The organism is Mesorhizobium sp. M0437, assembly GCF_040321335.1.
In the GTDB taxonomy this organism is placed as follows: Bacteria; Pseudomonadota; Alphaproteobacteria; order Rhizobiales; family Rhizobiaceae; genus Mesorhizobium.
Map to the genome: position 1 here is coordinate 13530 of NZ_JAMYRK010000038.1, position 20884 is coordinate 34413.

Consider the following 20884-nt stretch of genomic DNA (forward strand, 5'->3'; position numbering starts at 1 on the left):
TCTGCAGCGATTCCTGAAAGCAGCCGTGGCACTACGAGTCCGGCGGCGGTGCCGAAAGCACTATCCTTCGTTCATTGTTCTCGACCTCCCCAGGTGCCAGACTGTTGGTGCGCAGCGAGGATTCGTGGGATGAAGGATTCTTGATCGTAATTGCGGTTCGCAAAGGCGGCGCTGTCTGCGAAATGTGGGATCTATGGGGGGAGAATGGCTAGCTATCAGCGTGTAGCATTATTCATCTTTTTCGATGCGATCGAGCGGGACCTCGTATCGCGCATTCGGAGCGTCTGCGGTTTGGATACCGCTGAGATACTGACTCCCGAGGAGCGCGAGAAATCCAAGCTGCGCCTGCTGACCCGCGGCGAAGACGTTGCCGGAGGCGATCACGACCTGCTGCATGGTCTGGATCTTGGCGACAAATATTCGATCCTGCTTCGTCACAAGGATCGACTCGATGAAGTCTCGGCTGAATACTATTTGAAGAACCGGAGCGCCTTCGAGAAGGCGATCCCTATTAGAAACTCTACGATGCACGGGCGACCGTTGACGACGGAAGAGTATTCCGTCGGCTTCTCTATCGCGCACAACTTCCTGTCGGCGCCCAGCTATTGGCCGACCCTGTACTCGACCTACAAAGAATATGGACAGGATCCCAACGCGCTACTGTCGGTCTCGGTTTCGCTGTGGGACGAGCCTATCACTGGAGAGGTGCTTAACAACCTTCCCGTGCCGGATTACGACGATACCGGTTTCCAGCCGCGAAAAGCTTTGGAGAAGGAGCTAAAGAAAAAGATCCTTGGACGCCATCCCGTCGTCACCGTTTTGGGGGACGGCGGGGATGGCAAGACAGCTCTTACGCTCCAGACCCTTTATGGGCTTCTGCAAACTAACGACCACGATTTTGATGCCTTCGTATGGGTTTCCGCTAAGGCCAATCGCCTGACCACCAATGAAATTGAGCGTATCGAAGGCGCCATAACTTCGTCGCTGGGGCTGTTCGAAGAGGTGGCAGAACAGTTTGAGGCAGGTGAAGATTCGCCTATCGATCGGGTCACGCGGCTGCTCGCACAGAACAAGGTCCTTTTGGTGATCGACAATCTTGAAACAGTTCTCGATGAGACATTGGTCGATTTCGCGGCCGACGTGCCCGGGGAAAGCAAGATCGTATTCACCTCGCGTGTCCCGCTTGGAGGAGACCTTTCAGTTAAGGTCCCTGCGTTCTCCGAGGGCGAATCGCTGACATATCTTCGCCGTCTGATCGAGGCATACGACATTACTGCGTTACGTAAGCTATCGGAGCAGACCCTGCGTCGGCACCTAAGTCGGCTTGCACACAAGCCCCTGCTCGTGAAGTGGTTCGCGATCGGCGTGTCCACCGGACTGGATCCGGCCCAGATTACAGCTAACCCGCAGATCGCGCTCAAGTTCTGCATGGAGAATGTGTTTGAGCGGGTTTGTGATAGCTCGCGTACAGTCCTCTCCATCATGGCGGTTGTACCTCAAGCGATCTCCGCGACCATTCTCCAGCACATCTCCTTCCTTCAACCTGCACGGGTCGAGGAAGGTCTTGCCGAGCTCATGCGCTTCGGCCTGATCGAAAAGACGGACTCGTCGGAATACGAGCGGCTTTACCGCCTCAAACCGTTCGCGAGATCGTACATCGCGCGCGTGCTGAAGCTCACACCACAAGACGCGGACGGGATCCTTGCTAGGTTCCGTGGTGTCAGCGGCGCATTTCAGGAGGAGCGCGGCGCAGCGCAGCGTAACAGGTATGACCCTCGGTCTTTCGTGGTGCGCACACAGTCCGAAGCGATTGCGACGCGACGGCTGAGGCATGCGGTGAGCTTAGCACTGAAGTCGCGCTTCGACGAGGCGCATGATATCATCAATGAACTGAAAATATCATCTCCGGATTACTTTGAGGTATATCGTGTTTTGGCTTTCATTTACTATCGACAAGGTGATGTAACAGGTGCTTCGGGAGCCTATGAGGCGGCTTTCGATATCGCTGACAAGCAACCTCAGCTGCACTTTTTCTACGGCGGTTTTCTGATGCGGAGCTACGGGGACTACCCCGCGGCGCGGGATCAATTTGACGCCGCGCTTGTAGTTGACCCGAACGAAACGACGGTGTTGCGCGAGGTCTCGCGCGCAAATATGTTTCTCTACGACTTCGAAAGGGCACAGCGGCACATCGATGCCGCATGGCAAGCAGGCTTCAAGACGTTCCGCGACGAGATCATTGTCAACGATCTGCAAGCCCAATTGCATGTGCGCCAGGCCGACCATCTACTCTCTACCAGTGATCCACGCGGTGCGCTCGATGCAGTGGAGCGACTCCACGACTTCTTGAAGACGATCAAGCCTGAGGTAGTGGATAACCTCATGATAGATCATCTCTCAAAGGCACAAAAGATAATCGGTACCCTAAAGCTGCTTCCGATCTCTACGAATTCCGAATTACTGGAGAGCACAGCCTACTTCATACGCAACCTCTCTCCTCGCTACATCGCCACCGAGAATGGCGATGGGGCAGGCACCGAAGTCATCCGCGACCGGTCGGGCCAAATGAAGCCGCAAGGTAGGACCGACAAGTTCGGCTTTCTCCGCGACACGTTTGGCGTCGATACATATGTCAGTCGCGGTGCGGTGACTGCAACACTGTGGACGGACATGTGCGAGGGTCGGACCGTTTGCTACGACATTCATTCCGATCAGACGGGCCGGACCTGGGCGGAAGGGGTTGCGTTGATTTGAGCTCAGCCGCAGGGTATTTGCTAGCAACCTTGGCTCGAGCACCAGGTGCATTGGCGTTGTTTTTGAACGCGATGATCATGTCGAGGTTATCCGGAAGGCCGATTCTCGAGCGACCTTGGTGAAAGGGCTTACCTCAGGGCAATCGGCCGATTCCGCTGCTGCCACCAGCTTTCCTGTCTCGCGCGAATTACCCGTGGCAGGTCATCTTGCACAAACTCGCCCCTTCTCTTCACTGGATGATTCTCTCCGACCGACACCGACTGGAGCGGCATGGGAGCGATTGATATGCACGATTTGGACGTGAACCTGCCATCGATCAGCTGACCTATTAAGGACTTTCTGGAGTCTTGAGTGATCTCAGAGCGGGGAATCCGCTGTATGCCGGTTTGGGTTCATGCCACGACGATGTTCGCGCCGACTTGTGTCCGCTCCTTTAAAATTCGAGGCTTGAACCTGCCAATCCGCTTCCGGCCCCAAGGCTGCTGCCGGGCGCAAGGCGCCTCATGTACAAACCCGCTCCGCGGGAGGGTCGCCTAGTTGTGGGGCTGCGGTAAATCATCGTCCGTGAGCAGGTAAAGGCTGCTATCAGACGATGAAGTTCCTTCAACGAGAGGAACTCCCCATGGCTACTCGCTTCAACGAAGGCCGACATGAGGGCGTCCCAGCGACGGGGCGCTCTGTTTTTATTCGCGCGACGTGCGCGCTATCCGCCCCGCTCCGCAGTGTCGCCTCTCGATCCCGCCGAGCCAAGATCCGCTCGCCTATACCCAAATGGTGGGAATGCGCTATGGATGCCGTCATGAGACAGTCGCCTGGCAAACTGAGTACCGAAGCGCGCATCTACGCGAAAAATCTGGCTTACGAGATTGCTCGACGAGAGAGGATAGGCGCGCCTATGCTCGATCCCGGCGGCAAGGCGACGACGTGGCGCGATGCGCAAGTGGCGCTACGTCACGCGTTCATGGATGAAGGATCGCCGCCGCGACGGGTAAAGCTTCTTGATGCCGCCGCTACTCGTATGGAGCGCCTCTCTCCCTTTGATCGTGGTTTTCGCATCGCGCTATTTTCGGAAGGCAGCCGGCAGAGATCGATATTCGATCTGCGCATGCTGGTGCATGGCAGCCATCCGCTTGAAGGGCTGGAGCACGAAAGCGGAGTAACTGCGCTATGCGCCACCTTCACAACGAAGCGCAGCAAGCGCGACGCTTTTGATGTCGTCCCATCTGTTTACCTTTCCGATCACACCATCGGGCGCCTACGCGAGCGTTCTGAGCAATGGAGTACCCCCGAGGCTGGGTTAGCTGCTCTGCATATCGCGACTGTTGCTGCCGATCTTGCGCGTCCTGACCCTCGGTTGAGTTTCTTGAAGATGTCTTCGCTGTCCTGCGCTATCGATGGAGGTATCCTTACGGGAGCGATGCGACGCAGCCCCGTCGACCATGGGACCGTACCCCTATGGGACGTCCGCACGCTGCTCGATGACGATTTCAAACTCGATCCGGCGACTGTTCAGCAGGCCAGTCAGGTCGCCGAGCTTGTCACTCGCGTCCTAGTAGGTGGCGAGAACTGGATGACGATCAGCCTTCAATCGAGGAATAGTTACGCGATCGATTTCGTTGAGCCGCACGAGGATCACGTCACAGCGACGCTGCGCGCTCGAATGGGAGTCAAGCACTGACGCGCGGTGGGCGGCGAACGAAAGACCATCCTTGTTTTCCGGATGAGAATGCGCCACGTCCATCTGCATCCAAAGAGGCAGTGATTTTCCGTTGTCAATCTTGGGCCGGAAGCAGGCGTTCTATGTGCCTCGCGACGAATGGCAGCTATCCCACCCTCGGTGCCTGAAGCGGACAGTCTGGAACCGGCCCCTTTCCGGCATGTCGGCGTTGCGCCGCATTGCGGTTATTTGGTTGGCTCCAATGGTTCCCCAAAGCAGCCACGCTTGCCAACCATCAAAATCTTCACAACATCGGAGCTTCGTGTGACACTGACGACGCCTAAGTGCGGGCAATGAATTGACTGTGGAGAGGTTGAATGACCCCATTAGCGGCTAGGCTTTTCAGAATGGGTGATGAGCAGAGTCAGCGAGCATTGGCCGCCTCACAATTCCTAGAATGTTCGGCCCTGACATCAATGGCTCTGGAAATGCGCAGGGCTGATCCGCCAGGCAGCGGATTTAGCGCAAACGCGCGCCTTCCTGCCCCTCGAACCTTTATTGAAACTGTGATTAGGGAAAGGCGTATCGCGTTCGCCTGCCAAGAACGAGCAGGTGATGGCCGAGTAACGGTCAATGCCATCGCTGAACAAAATGGCAGGATCGCTGTGGCATGGCAGGCCGCATTTCAACGGGGCTCGGACCACGTAACATTCGGTGAGGACATTCTTCCGTCCGATGAAAAGTTCGCGAGCATTTACGCTGGCCTCCTTTTGGTTGAGAAGTTCCTTTGCCTGATCAACCAACCCGGCCTTATAGACCGGCGAACTCGCGATACCGACAAACGGGTACTGCGACTTGCGGCAGAATGCGGCGTCGGCGCGCCAGAGGCAAAGTGGCATCAGTGTCACATCAGGCCCGGAGTTCATGGTGCCGCCCCTGCCGGCGCAAACGCCACGCACCGTGAACATCAGCTGCACTACGTTCGGAAGCACTTAAAACCCTCCCTAGGCCCCGACCGGTGGATCGAGGGCCATTGGCGCGGAAATGCAGATCTTGGCACTTATCTTAAGAGTTACGTTGGCCACCCTCCAAGGCACGACAGTGTGGGGAGCACTGGTGAGCAAGAAGACTAGATTACGTGCATCAGGCAACTATTTGGGAAGTCGGGACGTCGGCGCTTCGCCCCATTCGGTTGCTGCCGCTATGATGACGCTTTCCAGAAGCAGGCATCTGAGTTGCCACGGCAACTTGGCGCCTTCACTTCGGTCGGCAGAGACGGCCGGCCCGCATGCCAGAAGCGGACGCTCGCGCCGCTTGATTTTGGCAGGCATCGATATTCCTCTCGCGCGCGCTCAGTCGAGGTAGGAAGCGACGTCGAACTCGATGCTGCAGACTTGGATGCTCAGAGGTCAAGAGCCAGCAATGCGATCACCTAGCCGCTTTCGGACAGCCTCTCGTAGTTGAATCTTGCCAAGATCGTCCAGTATGGAGGCGGGGAGAGGTTCGACCGTTGCCAACAATTGACGCCCAGGATGATCGGGTTCCAACAGATCAATAATTCGCTCGGCAGTGGTCCGGTCACGCCTGGCCAGGGCGTTAGCCCCGACGAGCAGCAGAGCGCGTCGCTTGTTCGAACTGGCGACCCGCTCGAAGATTTTAAGAGCAGTTTCCGCCGAGGCATGGGCGCCGACGAGATGAGCCGCTGGCGCCGCGAGGATTGCCGGGGACCTAAGTAGAAACGCGGGTGTCAGACGCCCGACAATACTTGGGTCCACGGACTCTGCATCGGCCAAGGCATCAAGGGCGTCGAGCCGGATCCAGCGCGCTTCCGGGATGTTGACGAGGTTCCAGATCTTCTGCTGGATTCCAGCGCTGCAGCAATGCGCTGCGACAATCAGGGCGTATTGGCTGAGCGTTCGGTCGACGGTCGTATTGGCAAGATCGATAAGCGTATCGCCGATCGCATCGGATAAGGAACCGTTGGCGGCAAGGGCAACGACGGCTTCCTGCGCGATATCAAAGCTTTCTGGCTCGTCGTGATACGGCTCGGCGCTCGACCAAGTGTCGTGGATCAAAGCCAACAGCGTGTTGAGGTGATCCGGATGCGGCCGTTCTGCGAGCAGAGCGACTAGAGCGCGGCGAACGCGGCTGCCGGGATCGGATGCCATGGCGAGGAGTGCAGGCGGCAAAGGATCCGGGAATGTCGGCGCCAGATGAAGTAGTGCCGCACGGCGCGCATCCGCGCGCTGGTGCCGCAGCGCCGCTTGAACAAGGGCGGTATCGCCAATTGCAATCGCCGCCTCAGTTGCACTGACGGCATGCTCCTTGCGGCTGGCAATCGTCAGCCACTGAGCAATCGCTGGCGAGGCGTCGCCTCTGCTTTCGATGATTACCGGCACCACGAGATCAAGCGCCTCCGCATCAAGTTGCGATGCACAGCCCGCCAGGAGCGCGAGCGCCGGTCCGTTGACCCGGCGAGCTTTCCGCTTGGTGGTGGGAAGTGCGTTTAGGATTTCCCCGAGCTCATTTGGAAGTGCACCAGTGATGCGCCTAAGCTTGGCGTGACTGTCTTTCCCAAGGCGCCGGCGGGCGCGCTGCATGGCTGTGAGCAGGGTGACTTGTCGATCAGGCTGCTCGCCATTCACCTGGAACGCGGCGACCAGTGCATTTGGCGCGACTTTCAAAGCTGTGAGCGCAAGTTCGTCACGCAGATCCACGTCAGAGAGGACAGAGCCGATCCGCACCGCAAGCACAGGCTCCAGCGATGCGCGCCAGTGCTCTCGCACTGCCGCCCAGACATACGGCTCCTCATCCAGGCCTTTGCCCACAGCGAGAATGGCCCAAAGCTCGTCTTCACCCGCCGACGCGGGGGACGTCAGGAGGGCCTGCGCCCAGGCACGGACCAGTTCCCCAACGCGCGGATGGTTGGCGAGGACCTGCCAGCGACCCTCTTTGCGGAGCTGGCGGATGTAGGCGTCGATGAAGACGCCGGATGTGTAACCGTCGCCTTCATGGCGCGACTGCGCGGCCTCTTCGACGGCATGATCGCGTTCGCCATCCTCGATCGCGCGCCACTCCTCCCGGCCGCTCTGAACGTGCTGACGGTGGATGCTCGCGAGGTCATGCAGCGCAGCCTGCACGACGCTCTCAAATCCATCTAGGTCGCGCACGGCGCCGGCCGCGACGGCGTCGGCATTGAGCTCGAAGCCGTTGCCGACCATCTGGCGCGCGGCCTCGAGATAGGCGGCGGTCAGGTTGGGTGCCAACCGATCGAGCCGCTTGGCGAAGCCCGTTCCATAGTTCCCTCGGTCGAAACCAAGCACCTGGCGAATAAATCGGTCGGCGATTTTGGCTGCGACTGGGTTCGCGGACACGATATCGTACCAGGCATCGTCAAAGGTCGGTGGCTGCCAGTTACGGATGAAGAACGAAGCACCCCGCTGCGTCCCTTTCAACAGCCATCGCGCGACGCGGCTCGGTATGGACGCATCGCTGCCCACCTCCGACGCCAGCTCCAGCAAAGGTGGGAACTTGGAAGCCGGATCCATCAGGCTTTCGTCCAACCAGGCATCGATCGCTTCGTGGCTGCCGGAGTCAATGTCGAAGGTTCGCTCAACGTCCTCTCGGCGAGCGAACGACCGGGTCACTTCAAAAATTCGAGCTGCCGTTTCCAAGCCCCAACCGCGATGCGCTGACGGCAACTGCACGAGCGCGGCGATAAGAGTCTCGATCGCAAACTCGCTCTGGCCCCAGTTGTCCCTGGCGAAGGCTTCAAACCCTTGTCGGACGCTGGGATGAGCAAAGGCGATGGTGCGGGCCGGCTGACGCAAATGGCGGGCCGCGACCATGCGGTCTATAAGACGGTCTAGGCCGTCGCCGAGTGCGCGATCAAGCCCGCGTAGCGCGCGCTGGAGAGGGTGGAGTCGGCTGCGGTCGAATTGACCGCGTGCCGCCAGCAGCGCCCAAACGATGGCTGACGTGCCGCAAGTGTCGATCGACGATAGGGCTCTGAAGACAACACCTTCCACCGCATCGCGCTGCGCCAGTTCGAGCAGCCGGCGAAAGAAGACATGGTCTTCTTCGCCGACATCGGGGCCGGTTTGCATATGCGCGAAGTACAGCTCGATCTCAAGCGGCGTGCCAAGCCTGTCGAGCACCCCGTTGCGAAACGCATACGCCTTGGTCTGCAGAGCGGCCGGTAGCTGATCCATGCGGTTATCATGAATGTCGCGAAGTTGACCGTCCCGGTACTGGCCCGCATCCAGCTCGACCGACCACGCGTTGAGGCTGCCGCTGACCTTGGCGCTCTGCATCATGTCGCTGCGGGACGTGATGACGAACTGATGATCCGGCGTAGCCTTGGCAAGGAGGCGTGGCAACTGCTCAGTCCAAGCTTCGCTGCCCCCGCGTAGGCTGAATTGGCCCCATGGATCATCGACATAGAAGAGTGTCGGTCCATTGTTGACGACCTTACGCACGCTCGTCGGCGCATCGTCCGCCCCAACAGTGACGACCTCCAGCACACCATTACGCCGACGCGCGATATCGCATAGCTTGAGCGCTGCCTGCGTCTTGCCTGTGCCCGAGGGTCCCCGAATGACAACTGCGTTCTTGTCGTTCAGGACCTTGAGCATCTCGTCAAAGTTCGCAGGGGGCACGAAATGCTCGAGGCTGGCAGAGCTGGCCAAGAACCCGCCGTGCGCCCGCACCGTTGCGAGAAGGTCATCGCTCGTCCATAGACCGGGCGTGCTGCCTCGGGTCCGCCGCCTGGCTTCGAGACGCAGCTTTTGGAGGAGATTTAACTGCTCGACCTTGGGAACGTGCAACAGGTCCGACATTAGCGCTCGGATATCGGATGCGAGCTGTTTCTCGGTGAGCTTGCCCCAGATCGCGACACGGCCTTCGGGCGACGTTTTCAATGTGGCGTGCAGGCTCGACGGAAAGCTTGCCTTATCGGAGACCTCTTCGAAGCCTTCGACCAGCAGTCCACGCGCGACGCCCTTTACGTCGGCATTGGTGACGAGCAGATAGCGAGTGTTCGGCTCGTCGAGATGATGCAGTGCTTTTCGGCGCCCCCCCGTTTTGTCGGAGCCGTGCTTGAGCAGGGCTTCGAAGTCCTCGACCGACCAGGGTTCGCCGTTGTCCATTTTGACTTGGACGACAAGCCTGTACCCGCCTGCGACGGTCGCTCTGGGTTGTAGGCGTCCTGGCACGTGGGGCTCCAGATCCGCTTCCAAATCCTCCTCGTTCGCTGGCTCGAGTACGAGGCGCGTAGCCGCCTTGGAGATGAGGAGGAGTTGCAGGGCAGCGAGGATCGAGACGTCGAGCTGATAGTCGAAACCCGCTTGAGCGGCGGCGGCGCCTCGTAGGAGACGTTTTGCGTCCGCGCTATTGGTCAAGGGCGGGTCCGACGGGTTGAAGCGCAATCGCTTGGTATCTCCACGACTATTTGTCGACATCGTCGAACACCGAGCGCTTCGTGGCGACCGGAGTGGGAGCCGGAGCTTCCTCCTTCTTTTGCGTCACGATGTGCGTCCAATCCGCTTCGTCTCCCAAGCCTTCCTCCCGCTCGCGCTTGCGCTCTTCCAGTCCCTTGACTGACCGCTTCACCTGATTGCGCACGTCGTCGATCAGCGCCGCGGCGTCCGCGTCGACACCGATCGCCTCAATGTGATCGAGCACGCCAAGAAGCTTCTTGAAGTGGCTGACAGGCTCCTCGTCCAAGTCAGCGTCGGCGACGATCTCGTCGATCCGCTCTTCGAGCGAAGGAAGCACAGTTGTTCGCAGTGCCAACCCCATGCCGATCAGTCTCAGCGGCGGTACGAGCGCTAGCATCTCTGGTTCTTCGAAGAAGGAAGCATCTAGGTTCGTGAGCACGGCGGATTCCAGGGTGTCGGCTGCCTCCGAGCGCAGATCGTCCGGCAAGACGCCGAGGTGGTGGGCTCGGGCGTAGGCTGCGATCTGGGGATCGTTGCCGGCGAGCTCGGTTCGCCAGCAGGACCGTCGCAGTAAATTTGGAAATTGCTGGACCGCTTTGGCGAACACGGGCCCGCTCGCCCGATACGACAGGAAGTGGAATAGCATCCAATTGCGGTGCCATTCATCGGGGGTGTGGCCGAGCCGGGCGACCAGAGCGTCGTCGAGCGACGTTGGGATGACAAGTGCGTCTCGAATGAGAGGCGAGCCCTCGCACGTGAAACTGCTGAGAATGGTGTCGATCGTGGCGCCCCGTATGAGCGCCGCCATCATATGCGGCTTCTGGCGCAGGATCTCCGTCAGGGCGTCGGAGATCGTCGGATGAGCGAAGGTCCATTTTGATCCGGAGAGTTTCAGGAACGAGCCCTTCAACTCAGCGAAACAATCCTGAATCTTAGTGATCGTGTACCCTGTCAGCTCCGCGACCGCCTGGGCAGCCAACACATCATGGTCGCTGGGATCGAAGCCAGCTTGATGGACGTAAACCAGGATGAACGCGGCTTGCAGCTGATCATCCAAGGCGTTGACCGTATCAATCAGATGCTCTGTCGGCTCTTCCATGAAGCGCACGAGCGAGCTTTCGCGGGGCGCGAGCCCCTTGGTGAAGTTCGGGTCACCAAGACGTTCGGCAATCCCCGGAAGAAAGTCGCGAACGGCGGCGACTGCGGCTAGGTGTGGCTTGACGCTCGATCGCCAGCTCTGGCTCTGCTCGCCGAAATTCACATGGTTATAGAGAATCTGCGTCTTTTCTTCGAACGTCAGCTCGCCAACATCGACTACGGCGCTGCCATCAGCGAATTGGGCAAGGTTGCGCTGTCCGAGCCGACGCCGCGCCGCTTCATAGATATGCTTGCGGGAGGTCAGGAGAAAGCGGTTGCCGTGCTTGATCGCGGCCCGCAGCTTGGAGAATGCCGACGCCCAGTCCTGCACGTAGTCGTCGCGTAGCACATTCGAGCCGAAGGCGTCGTCGATCCAGAAGAACCGGCCGGGATCGTTAGGATTCCATCCGGCCTCGAAGTCGCGGGGACTGGTCAAAGCAAGAACGGTGTTGTCCGGATTTTCCGAAGCTATTGTCGAGACGATCGCGCCAATCGCTGATTTGCCGCTTGAGGGATTGCCCAGCAATAGCACGACGCCATGGGCGGAGATCGCGTTGACGGCGTCGCGATGGGCTTTTGTTGGCACATAGGTGCGAAGCTTTGGAATCCAGCTGTCAAGCAGCGCCCGGCTTTGCTCGCTTAGCCGCTCGTCCACGATCGAGGTGAGGTCCCCCAGGCCGTAGACCTGCGGGACGAGGGCCCGCAGGCGCGCGCTGGTCCGGATGACCCGGACGATATACTGGCGACCAAGAATGTGCGGCTTACGCACGCCGAGCGCCCGAAGCCTGGCACGCATCGCCGCCGCGACAGGCGCATCCACGCTCATGTTCGTCATGAAGGCGTAGGTGTCAGCCTGACCGGCTTTGACCAGTTCCTCGACATTCTCAAGCTCGGCGGTGAGAACGCTGACCTTCAAGGCCTTCATGGCATCGGAGGTATGCTTGCACTGGACCGTGCCGATGGGCGGTGCGTCGGTTCCCGAGGGGATGAGGAAGACCGCGTCCTGGCCGCCGTCCTGGGCTTCGCGGAAGATTTCCACGGGCCGGCCGAGCACGACCTCGCATACCTGCGAGCAAAGATCCTGAAACGCGCGCCAGCCGATGGTATGGAGCGCCAGATCGCTCCAAGGGCCGTGCCCTCGACGCTCGCGCGGCGCCGGAAGTTCGATTTGCGCGCTCTCGGCCGTCATGCGGTGGCGACACGTAGAACACCGACCGGCATCGGATGGATTTCCTGGTCAATGACCACGCTTGTGGCGCCGAGCGGTCCAAGGTCGATGTCGAGACGCCGGCCTCCCTCCGTCGAGGTGCTCACCAAGCGCCGGCACAGCAGATCGGCCAGCGCGGGGTCTTCGACTGCGCAGATTATTTGGCGCCCGTCCGAGCGGAGAGCGGCGAGCACTTCGACTAGGTGAAGAGCCCTGAAATCGTCGATGTGCTGAACGGGGTCGTCGAGCAGAAGGGACCTGAGTGGTGTCCACGCCCGCGCAAGATGGACCGAGAGAAGGAAGGCTAGACCTGCTGCGCGACGCTGGCCGCTGCTGAAGACAAATTGCGGGTTCAGACCGTCCCCCACCTTGAGGCTCAGAAAACGCCGGACGTCGCCGCGGATGCTGTAGTCGATCGTTCGCCAGTCGGCATGCGGTCGCAGGCGCTGATAGAGCTCGTTGAGCAGAGGACTGATCTGAGCGAGCCGCTCATCGATGATTTCCGCGCTCACGCGCCTGACGGACCGTTCGATTTCGCGAGCTGCCGTGACGGCATTCTGCGATTGGCTGACCGCTCTGGCCAGTTTCTCAATTTCAGCTCGCAGGGCCGAAATGTTGGTTTCGATCGACGACATCCGCGACACCGCTTGCGAGGCCTCCAGCACGAGGAGCGCACGCTCGAGGTCGATCAACCGGTCGCGTTCGGGAGAAATGGCCCGCTCCAGCCCGTCAGGATCCTGGATGAAGCGGTGATCGAGCCCCCACTGAGTGTAGAAGTCCACATGTGCCGCTTCCTGATCGCGCAGCTGGCGCAGCTCGTCCGCATCAGTTTGAACTGCTGCGGCGGCGGCCTGGAACGCGAGGCTGGGTTGCCGCGCGTTCTCTTTCGCGGTGGCGAGAGCATCGCGAGCGGCCTGAACACCCGAAGCCAGTGATGTAATCCGTCGCCGCGCCGCGGCCAGACCGGCGGCAAACTCGTCCGAGGTTCGGTGGGCTGCGCATAGCGGGCAGTGTTCGTCGTGCAGACCGAGGCGCTCACCGTGTTCGACGAGAAGGCTCAGCGACGCTGCGATCGCGTCCGTCTCTTCCTCGCGCACGAGGCGTTGTTCGGCTTCCGAGACGGCTTGCTGCGTAGCCTGATGCTCGCGCTGCGCCGTTTCGTGCGTCGCCGACGCGGTCTCGCGTTTGGCAACAGCCTCCGGAGCGTTGTAGGCCGCCTGCGCCGCCGCGACCTCGCGACCGAGTTGAAGCGCTTCGCCCATTCGGCCCAATCGAGTTCGTCCGTTCGCGAGCGCGTTTCGACCTGCAGCCAGCCGCGCCGTCAGCTCGGGCGGCCCATCCGGCGCCGCGGCGGCGATCACCTGGAGCGCGGCGGAAACATCTCCGGATCGGCTAAGGGAGGCTTGTGTCTCAGACTGCTGCGTTAACCTGTCCGCCAGCCGCGAACGGGCAGCCTCATAGGCGGCCTCGTCTCTAGAGTGAGCGGCTTCGGCGGCCGCCACGACCTCCTTGGCTTTGCTACCCGCCTCCGAGCCTTCCAAAGCACCGAGCGCCGACCGGACGAGATCGAATCGCTCCGTTTCGGTGAGGTCCAGACTGAGCGCGGCGATCCATTCGTCGCGGATGATCGATGTCCGGGTAAGCTGCCGGAGCGCGTCGTCCGGCGCAGGTGCGCGGCAGAGCGCGGCGTGGATTTCTTCCGCCGAGCGATCAGCCCCCGATTCACGCGTGCGCGTGATGGTGAACGGCTTCCCATCGTCGTCGACGAACGAGGCGGTGACGTAGTGGGCTTCAGGAACGCCTTCGCCTCGCCACCAAAGGTAATCGCTGAGGCTTTCCTTCGCCGCCTTCTCGACGGCGTATTTATCAATGGAGCCCGTGATCGCGAACTCGACTGCATCGCACAGCGTACTCTTGCCCACGCCGTTCCGGCCGGTGATGACTGTGAAGCCTCGTCCGAACTTGATCCGGACGAGATCCCTGAAACCACGAAAGCCGCATACTTCGATGCAATCGAGCCTCACGATGTCGCTCCCAAAATTCGAGCGACCTCTGCTGGCGTGGCCTCGTTGAGAAACGCGGTAACGGCGTCCGGAGGAAGGTCCTTCAGCCTGGTGCGCAGTCTCGTTTCGAAATTGGACGCGCCGAGCAGCGGCTTGGAACGGATGGACAGCAGCGGTAGGAGCGCCTTCTCAACGTCATCGGGTGTGGTGATCGAGGCCCTGGCGATCTTTCGGGTCAGAGAGAAATCCTCTTCAATGCGCTCGATCTCGCGCCCTCGGCGCGCATCCTGATCTGGGGTGAGAAAGACCGAATAGACGTTCCACGCCTTCGCTCCTGCGCCGCGCAACGAAGCGGCGTGGCGGGTGAGCGAGCCTTGCTGCATCTCCTTCCAGGTGCCGAGGAGAGTATCTGCAGTGTCGAAGACGTGGACGAACCCCATCAGCGCTGCGTTTTCGAAACAGCTCACGGGGCCGGCCGAGCCAGTCCACGTCCAGGTTTCGTACTGGGCGTCGCGAAGGAGGATTTCGGCTTGAGTGAAGATGTCCATCAGATGCCCAACACCGCTCTTGCCGCAGGGAGATCGAACCACTCGCCCGCCGGGTCTGGACGAATAACATCGCCTGCGCGGCCGCTCCGGACGACGTTGTCGGGGACGCCCAGGTCGGTCGCACCTACCGCGACAACAATGTCGGACCGCATCGCAGCGGGCGGCTCGACGAACTTTCCGCGTAGCGTCCCGAGGACGGATTGTGCCCCGTTTATGAGGCGAATGGTCCGGCCGTTCAGCTCATAACCGTCGGCGCGTTGAACTGCCCCCGCCTGACGGAGCAGCAAGTGGAAGAAGCCCAAGGCCTCTGGATTCGCCGGGCGAAGCAGCTTGGCCGGCTCCGCCGCCGAGACGCCTTCGGCATCCCGCCTCAGACCATAAAGGGCCTCGCTATCGAAATTTCCGACGTCTAGCCAAGCCGGGTCGCAGTGGGCTCCGGTGGCTTGCTCGAATGCGGCCCGTCCGGCGTCCAGGACCTGACGAATGTAGTTCGATGAGAATGCGCGACGAAGGTCGTCGAGCGCCACGGCCCCGGACTCTTGGACATGCTCGAACGTCACGTTCTGCGCGTGCGCTATCTCCCAGAGCTGCGGTGCCTTCTGCTCCAGCGCATTCGTTGGCGAAAGGTCGATCACCGTTACGGACAGCGGCTGCACGTCGATCAGCGCTTCGCCGATCACAGCGTTGAGGTATTCCCAGTCCGACCAGAAGCCGACGACGAGCAGGTCCTTCTGTCGAAGGTTGGCGGCCATCCATACTTTGCTCCGTGCTATGCGAGCCGATATTGTCGGGTCGTCGAGCTGCGAAGGTGCCCACACCGTGGACGGCCGGTCACGATGGGAGCAGCCATGGAATTTCAGCAGGGGCGCCTGACGGACCGCATCGACGGTAGCTTCGTCGCCGTCGAGCGAACCGCGGAAGTCCGCGCCATAGTCCCATGCCCGCCGCTCGATAAGCGTGTCGTAGTTGCTCGATATGCCGGCAACGGCGGCGCGAATGATGAGAAAATCGGCTATTGCGGCATGTCCGGTATTCGAAGGCCGCACGAAGGCGGGCCAGGGCACCAGATGTTCGATGAAGATCGATTGCAGGGTATTGAGGCCCGCGAAGTGCTCGGCGAGAGCCTCAAGATTGTCCCGAAGAGCAGGGTCGCAGTTCGGGTTTGATTCAAGACGATATTTGTCGAAGCAGCGCTCGGCGACAGTGCGGGCAGACGGCAGGCTGCTGGGTGGCGCCATCGATAGCCCGGCGCCGCAGACCACCAAAAGGCGGCCGGCGTTCATTGAGGCTAGAAGTCGAGTGATTGTCTCAGGCGTCAAGCAAGCCTCCGCCGAGAACTAGCTCGCCGACCTGCTGGCTTCGCTGCTGGCGCGTTAAGTCGCCGAGATGTTCGATCCGAACGGGCGGCCGAGCCGGCAGCTTTACTGTCATCTCAAATTTCTCCCCCTACAACCCCGATGCACGGCGTGTAGAGAGGTACATATCAGTTTGCCTCTCAAAGTGAAAATCTGAAAGCTGCACCACGTTGATTGCTGAGGCGATTCGAAGTAGATGACCTGAACGGCAGCTATGCACCGAATCAATTCGAAACGAGACAGTCGGCTCCCGGCCCCGTAGCTGCCGAATATTCCCCTTTCGCTTCCCTTCCGGCCAATGGTGCCCGAAGGAGAAGCACGATGGGACATTTCCAGCACGATCCTGCGATACCGGAGCGCAAACCTTGGAATGCTAGCCGGAACGTCGCTCGCGCGATCGAGCGCTCTTTTTCGTCATCCAACGCATCTCTTCGCAACGACCCTCAGGTTCAGGTCCCACAAAAGGTCTTATAGACGCGGCCATCGCGCGGTGGTGGCTCGGCATAGCTCGCGAAGCCTGGCTGGACTTCGTATGGCTTGCCGAGCACGGTCAGAAGGTCCTCGAACGGTCCGAACTCCTGTTTCTCCACGGCGGCCTCGATGACCGCCTCAACGCGGTGGTTGCGCGGGATAACGGCCGGATTGACGCGCTGCATGGAAGCCCGGCGCGCTGAACCTTCCTGCGGCTCTTGCCCGAGCCGTTTGCGCCAGCGCTCGGCCCAGTCGTCATATGGGGCAGGGTCTTCGAAGAGGCTGCGCACCGCGACGTCGCCTTCGGGTCCCATAGCGGCCTCGCTCAGGCGTCGGAAAGTCAGGGTGAAGTCCGCCTTGCCAGCGACCATCCGATCGAGAAGATCCTGCGTCAGCGCAAGATCGCCCTCCCGCTCCGACAAAAGTCCCAACTTGCTACGCAAGCCACTATTATACGCGTCGCTGAACCGTGCTGCGAAGGCAGAAAGCGCCTCTTGGGCCTGCTCCACGGATTTGTCCTGATCCTCAGCCAGGAGGGGCAGCAGACACTCCGCCAGCCGCGTCAGGTTCCACTGGGCGATCCCAGGCTGATTGGCATAAGCGTACCGACCTAACTGGTCGATCGAGCTGAATACGGTCTTGGGATTGTAGACGTCCAGAAAAGCGCAGGGGCCATAGTCAATCGTCTCGCCGGCGATAGACATGTTGTCGGTGTTCATAACCCCGTGAATGAAGCCGACGAGCAGCCACTGCGCTACGAGGTTCGCTTGGCGCGCAATCGCACTTTCCAGCAGTGCCAGGTAGGGGCGAGCAGCACCCGCGGCATCCGGGTAGTGCCGGGCGATCGCGTGATCAGCGAGAGCCCTCACCGCATCCACGTCCCCGCGCGCCGCGAAGAATTCGAAGGTTCCGATCCGCATGTGGCTGGATGCAACCCGTGTCAGCACTGCGCCTGGCAGGTAGGTTTCTCGTATCACCTCATCACCCGTCATGACCGCAGCAAGCGCCCGAGTGGTCGGAATGCCAAGAGCCGCCATGGCCTCGCTGACAATGTACTCGCGCAGAACGGGGCCAAGCGCCGCCCGCCCGTCGCCGCCGCGGGAAAACGGTGTTCGGCCGGAGCCCTTTAGCTGGATATCCCGGCGCACTCCTTCCTGATCGACGATCTCGCCTAGCAGGATTGCCCTTCCGTCGCCGAGCTGCGGCACGAACTGGCCGAACTGGTGTCCGGCATAGGCGGTAGCGATCGGCTCGGCACCTTCGGGAATCCGTTTGCCGGCAAGAATCTCAACACCCGCCTGCGTGGCGAGTTCTACCGGGTTGAGCCCGAGCTGGACGGCCAGCTCCTGGTTAAGCTTGAGGAGGTGCGGTGCGGAGACCGGGGTCGGGGAAACACGCGCATAAAACGAGCTCGGCAGCCGAGAATAGCTGTTGTCAAATGCAAAGCGTACCGTCATTCACACTCCTCAAACATCAACGGCAGTCGCGAGACGCTTCGTCGGTCGCAAAGGTTGTTATCAATGACAATAGTGCCATCAGACTGCCGGTCCGTATGCTGATGTGGCGATGCTCGAACTTCATGTCCAGCTACGTGCCAGAAATGGATGTGTCAGTGCCTTCGGGCAAGTAGTCTCTTCGAGCGGAACGGCCACGACGCTTCTCGCGCCAGCGAACGTCTGGTCTTCGCGAATCGGTAGCCTTAAGCCGCCTGACTGCTTTCGGCCCCCACACCAGTCGTTCCGTTGCTCCGGCTTAGTGGACGCTTCTGGCACTACAGCCATCTTCGCCAAGGGATACGAGCTGCATATTCACACTAACCCCACCCTGAAATCCTCCAGAACCTGAGCCAGCCCTGGCGCGCCGAGAAGTGTCAAAACGCGCTTCGCTTGAAGCTTCGGTATCGCCCGGTCGTAGATGGCGAGATTGGTCCCGCCGTTGAGGCGCGAGGGGTAAATGATTCCGTCAAGCTGAGATGGGTGCTCGTGAAACGCTAGCGACCACCGGCGTGCCAAGTTCTGGCGCTGTGCCCGAATGACATCGGTCGGCACACCCATCCGAACGGCATTGTCGCCTCTGAGGTCGACCAGGCGTAGGTCCGCCGTGGTCGCGATCTCCGCAAAGCGCCGTCGGGTCAGTTCCACCTCCTCCACCGGAAGATCGTCAAGGATTCCTTCGCGGCGGTCGCGGAGCACGGTCTCGAGGAAGCACACCTTCAGGGAGTCACCGAGATAGAGAACACCAAACCGATTGGCGTCAACGCGGCGTCGAGGATCGCTGAATCGGCTCGGCGACTTCCCGTGTCCCAGCGGATCGCGATAAGTGCTCCAGTAGATCCGGCCGAATGTCCGTCCCGGCTATATGGTCTCGATTTCGAGCTTTGCACGCCCGAAATCGGGTGGAGGTGGAACGCCGGGCATTCAGTCGAAATCGCCCCTGGCCATGCCTTCCGCCGCGGCCAACACCGAGCGTCATCGCCTTGTTGAAGGGCTCGAAGGCCCGTCCGGCCATCGAGGGCGCCATGGCGCGACACCAGAAACCGATAGACGGCCCAGGCACTATTCCCCAATATGGCATGCAGCGCCTGCAATGTCCCGAAGGGACGACCGTCCTTATCGAGTTGCCAGACAGGAAAGCGGAATCCGCGCTTGGCGCCATCGATCCCGAGCACCTGCCCGCTTTGCCGCCTGGCGTTGACCGTCACCCGCGACGTGCCGAGCAGCTTGGCAAAGGCATCCGCGCTCAGCATGTCCTCGCCGGCGACAATTTCGGCAACACGCTTGCGGCCACGCGCGCGCGCTCCAGCAAGAGCCGCCTCAAGTTCGGCATCGGGCATGCCCGTGCCCTCGACAGGAAAGGTATCGCCTGAAGCGATCGGTTGCTCCTCGACTGGCGTGATCGTCTGCGCACCAGCCGTTGGATCGACCTCTACCCGGAACGATACGCGATGGCCGACCTTGCGGCTGCGTGCGATCGCTTCCTGATAACGTTCGAGCAGAACCCTCTTGAAGTCTGCCCGTGCCGGCAGCTTTGTCGTGAAGCTCAGGGCGGCGCCTCCCGCAGCGGGCGCGGCGCCGCTATGATTGCTGCGTTTTGGAGCGCCCATGATGAGAACCTCTTGCTGTCATCAAGATGGTTACAGAGCGCAACTTCGTCAAGTTCGATAATTTCGTAAAGGTAGTAGCGAATGGCTGCGGACTAAACAATTCCCCAGGCCCGAAACCTTCCCCTGCCCGTCATCTCGCGCAGGCCGAGTTCGCCGATCAGGTTGAGCGCCCCCTGTTTTGTCACCTTTAGCCGCTCCTGGATCATGCCCGTCGAGACGAGCGGCCGCGAGAGTGCCAGCTCGACCAGGTCGGGCAGTTTCGAGCTGGCGCGCCGTTGTTTGAGCCGCCGCTCCATGTGGCTTTTTGCCAGCACCAGCCGATCGTGTTCCTTCAGGCCAGCCACTGCGGCGTCATGAATGGCATCGAGCAAGGCGAGCAGCCGATCGCCGCGATTGCGCGCCCGCCGCCGCTCACGCGGAATGTTTTTCGCGCCGAGATGCAGGCTGGCGAGATGGTTGGCGGCAAGACCCTCCTGGCGCAGCAGTGCGGCCACGAGCAGCGGCCCGAGCCAGGCGGCATGCTGCAGCACCTCGATGTCGGTCCAGGCCTCGAGCAGGATCGCGGCGCGCAGCACGACTGGTTGCGCCCGCGTTTCCGCGAGCACAGCCTGCCATTCGGCCAGCCGTTCTTCTTCATTCCAGTCGAGATCGTAGATCAGGCCGTTTTGCGGCTCCGGCCGGTCACGTCGTGACGTTTCCTCCTTTCGAGCCGGCACGTCGGCGCCACTCAGAATCCTGGATGAGCGGGCCAGAACGGCATCGATCTCGGCAAATTCTTCGGCCAGCAGATCGTCCTCAGCGTCATCCCGACCGTCGGTTTCAAAGGTGCTGCTTCCAGCCCCCTCCCCTTCCCGGCTTTTTTGTCCCGATGCCGGCGTCACGCCGCCGCGACCGGTCAGCGCCAAAAAACCTTCCCGGCTGAGCGCCCAGTCCGGTTTTTGCGCAAAAATCCGCCGGCGGGCGCGCAGCACGGCATGCGCCCGGGTGAGTTCGTGGGTCGGCGTGCGGATGTCCATGTGGGCGTCGTGCAGCACGAGGTCCTCGATGTGGACGAGTTCGCCCTCGAGCCAGAGCGCGGAAGCCGCGTCGGCGAAATGCTGGCGCTCGACAAGGCCGTCGCGGACGGGAGAGCGGGCGACCCGCTCGTCGAGCCGTGCCAAAGCCGCTGTGGCTTTTACTTGCGGATTTCAATCCTGCGAATGTCATATCCG

11 protein-coding genes and 1 pseudogene are annotated in these 20884 nt (G+C 60.9%); 2 read left to right on the forward strand and 10 right to left on the reverse strand.

What is annotated here, in order from left to right:
- The first annotated feature begins 204 nt into the window (after positions 1 to 204).
- Together NKI72_RS21960 and NKI72_RS21965 are read left to right on the forward strand one after the other, a co-directional pair.
- Positions 205 to 2754 (forward strand): tetratricopeptide repeat protein, encoded by a 2550-nt coding sequence (locus tag NKI72_RS21960; RefSeq protein WP_352452659.1) that lies wholly within the window; start codon positions 205 to 207, stop codon positions 2752 to 2754.
- 787 nt (positions 2755 to 3541) lie between these two features.
- Positions 3542 to 4432: a hypothetical protein gene (locus NKI72_RS21965; RefSeq protein ID WP_352452660.1), complete on the forward strand. Its 891-nt coding sequence runs from the start codon at positions 3542 to 3544 to the stop codon at positions 4430 to 4432.
- Positions 4433 to 4884: 452 nt separating this feature from the next.
- Here NKI72_RS21965 and NKI72_RS21970 read toward each other — a convergent pair whose 3' ends face one another.
- The 10 genes and pseudogenes from NKI72_RS21970 to NKI72_RS22015 form a co-directional block, all read right to left on the reverse strand.
- Positions 4885 to 5403: a hypothetical protein gene (locus NKI72_RS21970; protein WP_352452661.1), complete on the reverse strand. Its 519-nt coding sequence runs from the start codon at positions 5401 to 5403 to the stop codon at positions 4885 to 4887.
- Positions 5404 to 5820: 417 nt separating this feature from the next.
- A complete protein-coding gene (locus NKI72_RS21975) occupies positions 5821 to 9810 on the reverse strand; it encodes an nSTAND3 domain-containing NTPase (RefSeq protein ID WP_352850873.1) in 3990 nt (1329 codons plus the stop codon).
- Between the two features lie 46 nt (positions 9811 to 9856).
- Positions 9857 to 12175, reverse strand: coding sequence for an nSTAND3 domain-containing NTPase (locus NKI72_RS21980; protein WP_352452663.1), 2319 nt, complete (start codon positions 12173 to 12175; stop codon positions 9857 to 9859).
- Positions 12172 to 14217, reverse strand: a complete 2046-nt coding sequence (locus NKI72_RS21985; RefSeq protein ID WP_352452664.1) for an ATP-binding protein — start codon at positions 14215 to 14217, stop codon at positions 12172 to 12174. The genes NKI72_RS21980 and NKI72_RS21985 overlap by 4 nt, the downstream gene beginning before the upstream one ends.
- Positions 14214 to 14744: a hypothetical protein gene (locus NKI72_RS21990; RefSeq protein ID WP_352452665.1), complete on the reverse strand. Its 531-nt coding sequence runs from the start codon at positions 14742 to 14744 to the stop codon at positions 14214 to 14216. The genes NKI72_RS21985 and NKI72_RS21990 overlap by 4 nt, the downstream gene beginning before the upstream one ends.
- The gene (locus NKI72_RS21995) at positions 14744 to 16027 is read right to left on the reverse strand and encodes an SIR2 family protein (RefSeq protein ID WP_352850877.1); all 1284 of its coding nucleotides are present in this window, start codon (positions 16025 to 16027) and stop codon (positions 14744 to 14746) included. The genes NKI72_RS21990 and NKI72_RS21995 overlap by 1 nt, the downstream gene beginning before the upstream one ends.
- 521 nt (positions 16028 to 16548) lie before the next feature.
- The gene (locus NKI72_RS22000; protein ID WP_352452667.1) at positions 16549 to 18027 is read right to left on the reverse strand and encodes a protein adenylyltransferase SelO; all 1479 of its coding nucleotides are present in this window, start codon (positions 18025 to 18027) and stop codon (positions 16549 to 16551) included.
- Between the two features lie 351 nt (positions 18028 to 18378).
- The gene (locus NKI72_RS22005; protein WP_352850901.1) at positions 18379 to 18903 is read right to left on the reverse strand and encodes an RES family NAD+ phosphorylase; all 525 of its coding nucleotides are present in this window, start codon (positions 18901 to 18903) and stop codon (positions 18379 to 18381) included.
- An 84-nt stretch (positions 18904 to 18987) separates the two neighbouring features.
- Positions 18988 to 19673: pseudogene (locus NKI72_RS22010) on the reverse strand (XRE family transcriptional regulator).
- A 92-nt stretch (positions 19674 to 19765) separates the two neighbouring features.
- A complete protein-coding gene (locus NKI72_RS22015; RefSeq protein ID WP_352850879.1) occupies positions 19766 to 20833 on the reverse strand; it encodes an RHE_PE00001 family protein in 1068 nt (355 codons plus the stop codon).
- Between the last annotated feature and the right edge of the window lie 51 nt (positions 20834 to 20884).

Coding starts and splice junctions, on each gene's coding strand:
- NKI72_RS21960 (WP_352452659.1), top strand. CDS start 205: ATGGCTAGCTATCAGCGTGTAGCATTATTCATCTTTTTCGATGCGATC.
- NKI72_RS21990 (WP_352452665.1), bottom strand. CDS start 14,744: ATGGACATCTTCACTCAAGCCGAAATCCTCCTTCGCGACGCCCAGTAC.
- NKI72_RS21980 (WP_352452663.1), bottom strand. CDS start 12,175: ATGACGGCCGAGAGCGCGCAAATCGAACTTCCGGCGCCGCGCGAGCGT.
- NKI72_RS22000 (WP_352452667.1), bottom strand. CDS start 18,027: ATGACGGTACGCTTTGCATTTGACAACAGCTATTCTCGGCTGCCGAGC.
- NKI72_RS21995 (WP_352850877.1), bottom strand. CDS start 16,027: ATGAACGCCGGCCGCCTTTTGGTGGTCTGCGGCGCCGGGCTATCGATG.
- NKI72_RS21965 (WP_352452660.1), top strand. CDS start 3,542: ATGGATGCCGTCATGAGACAGTCGCCTGGCAAACTGAGTACCGAAGCG.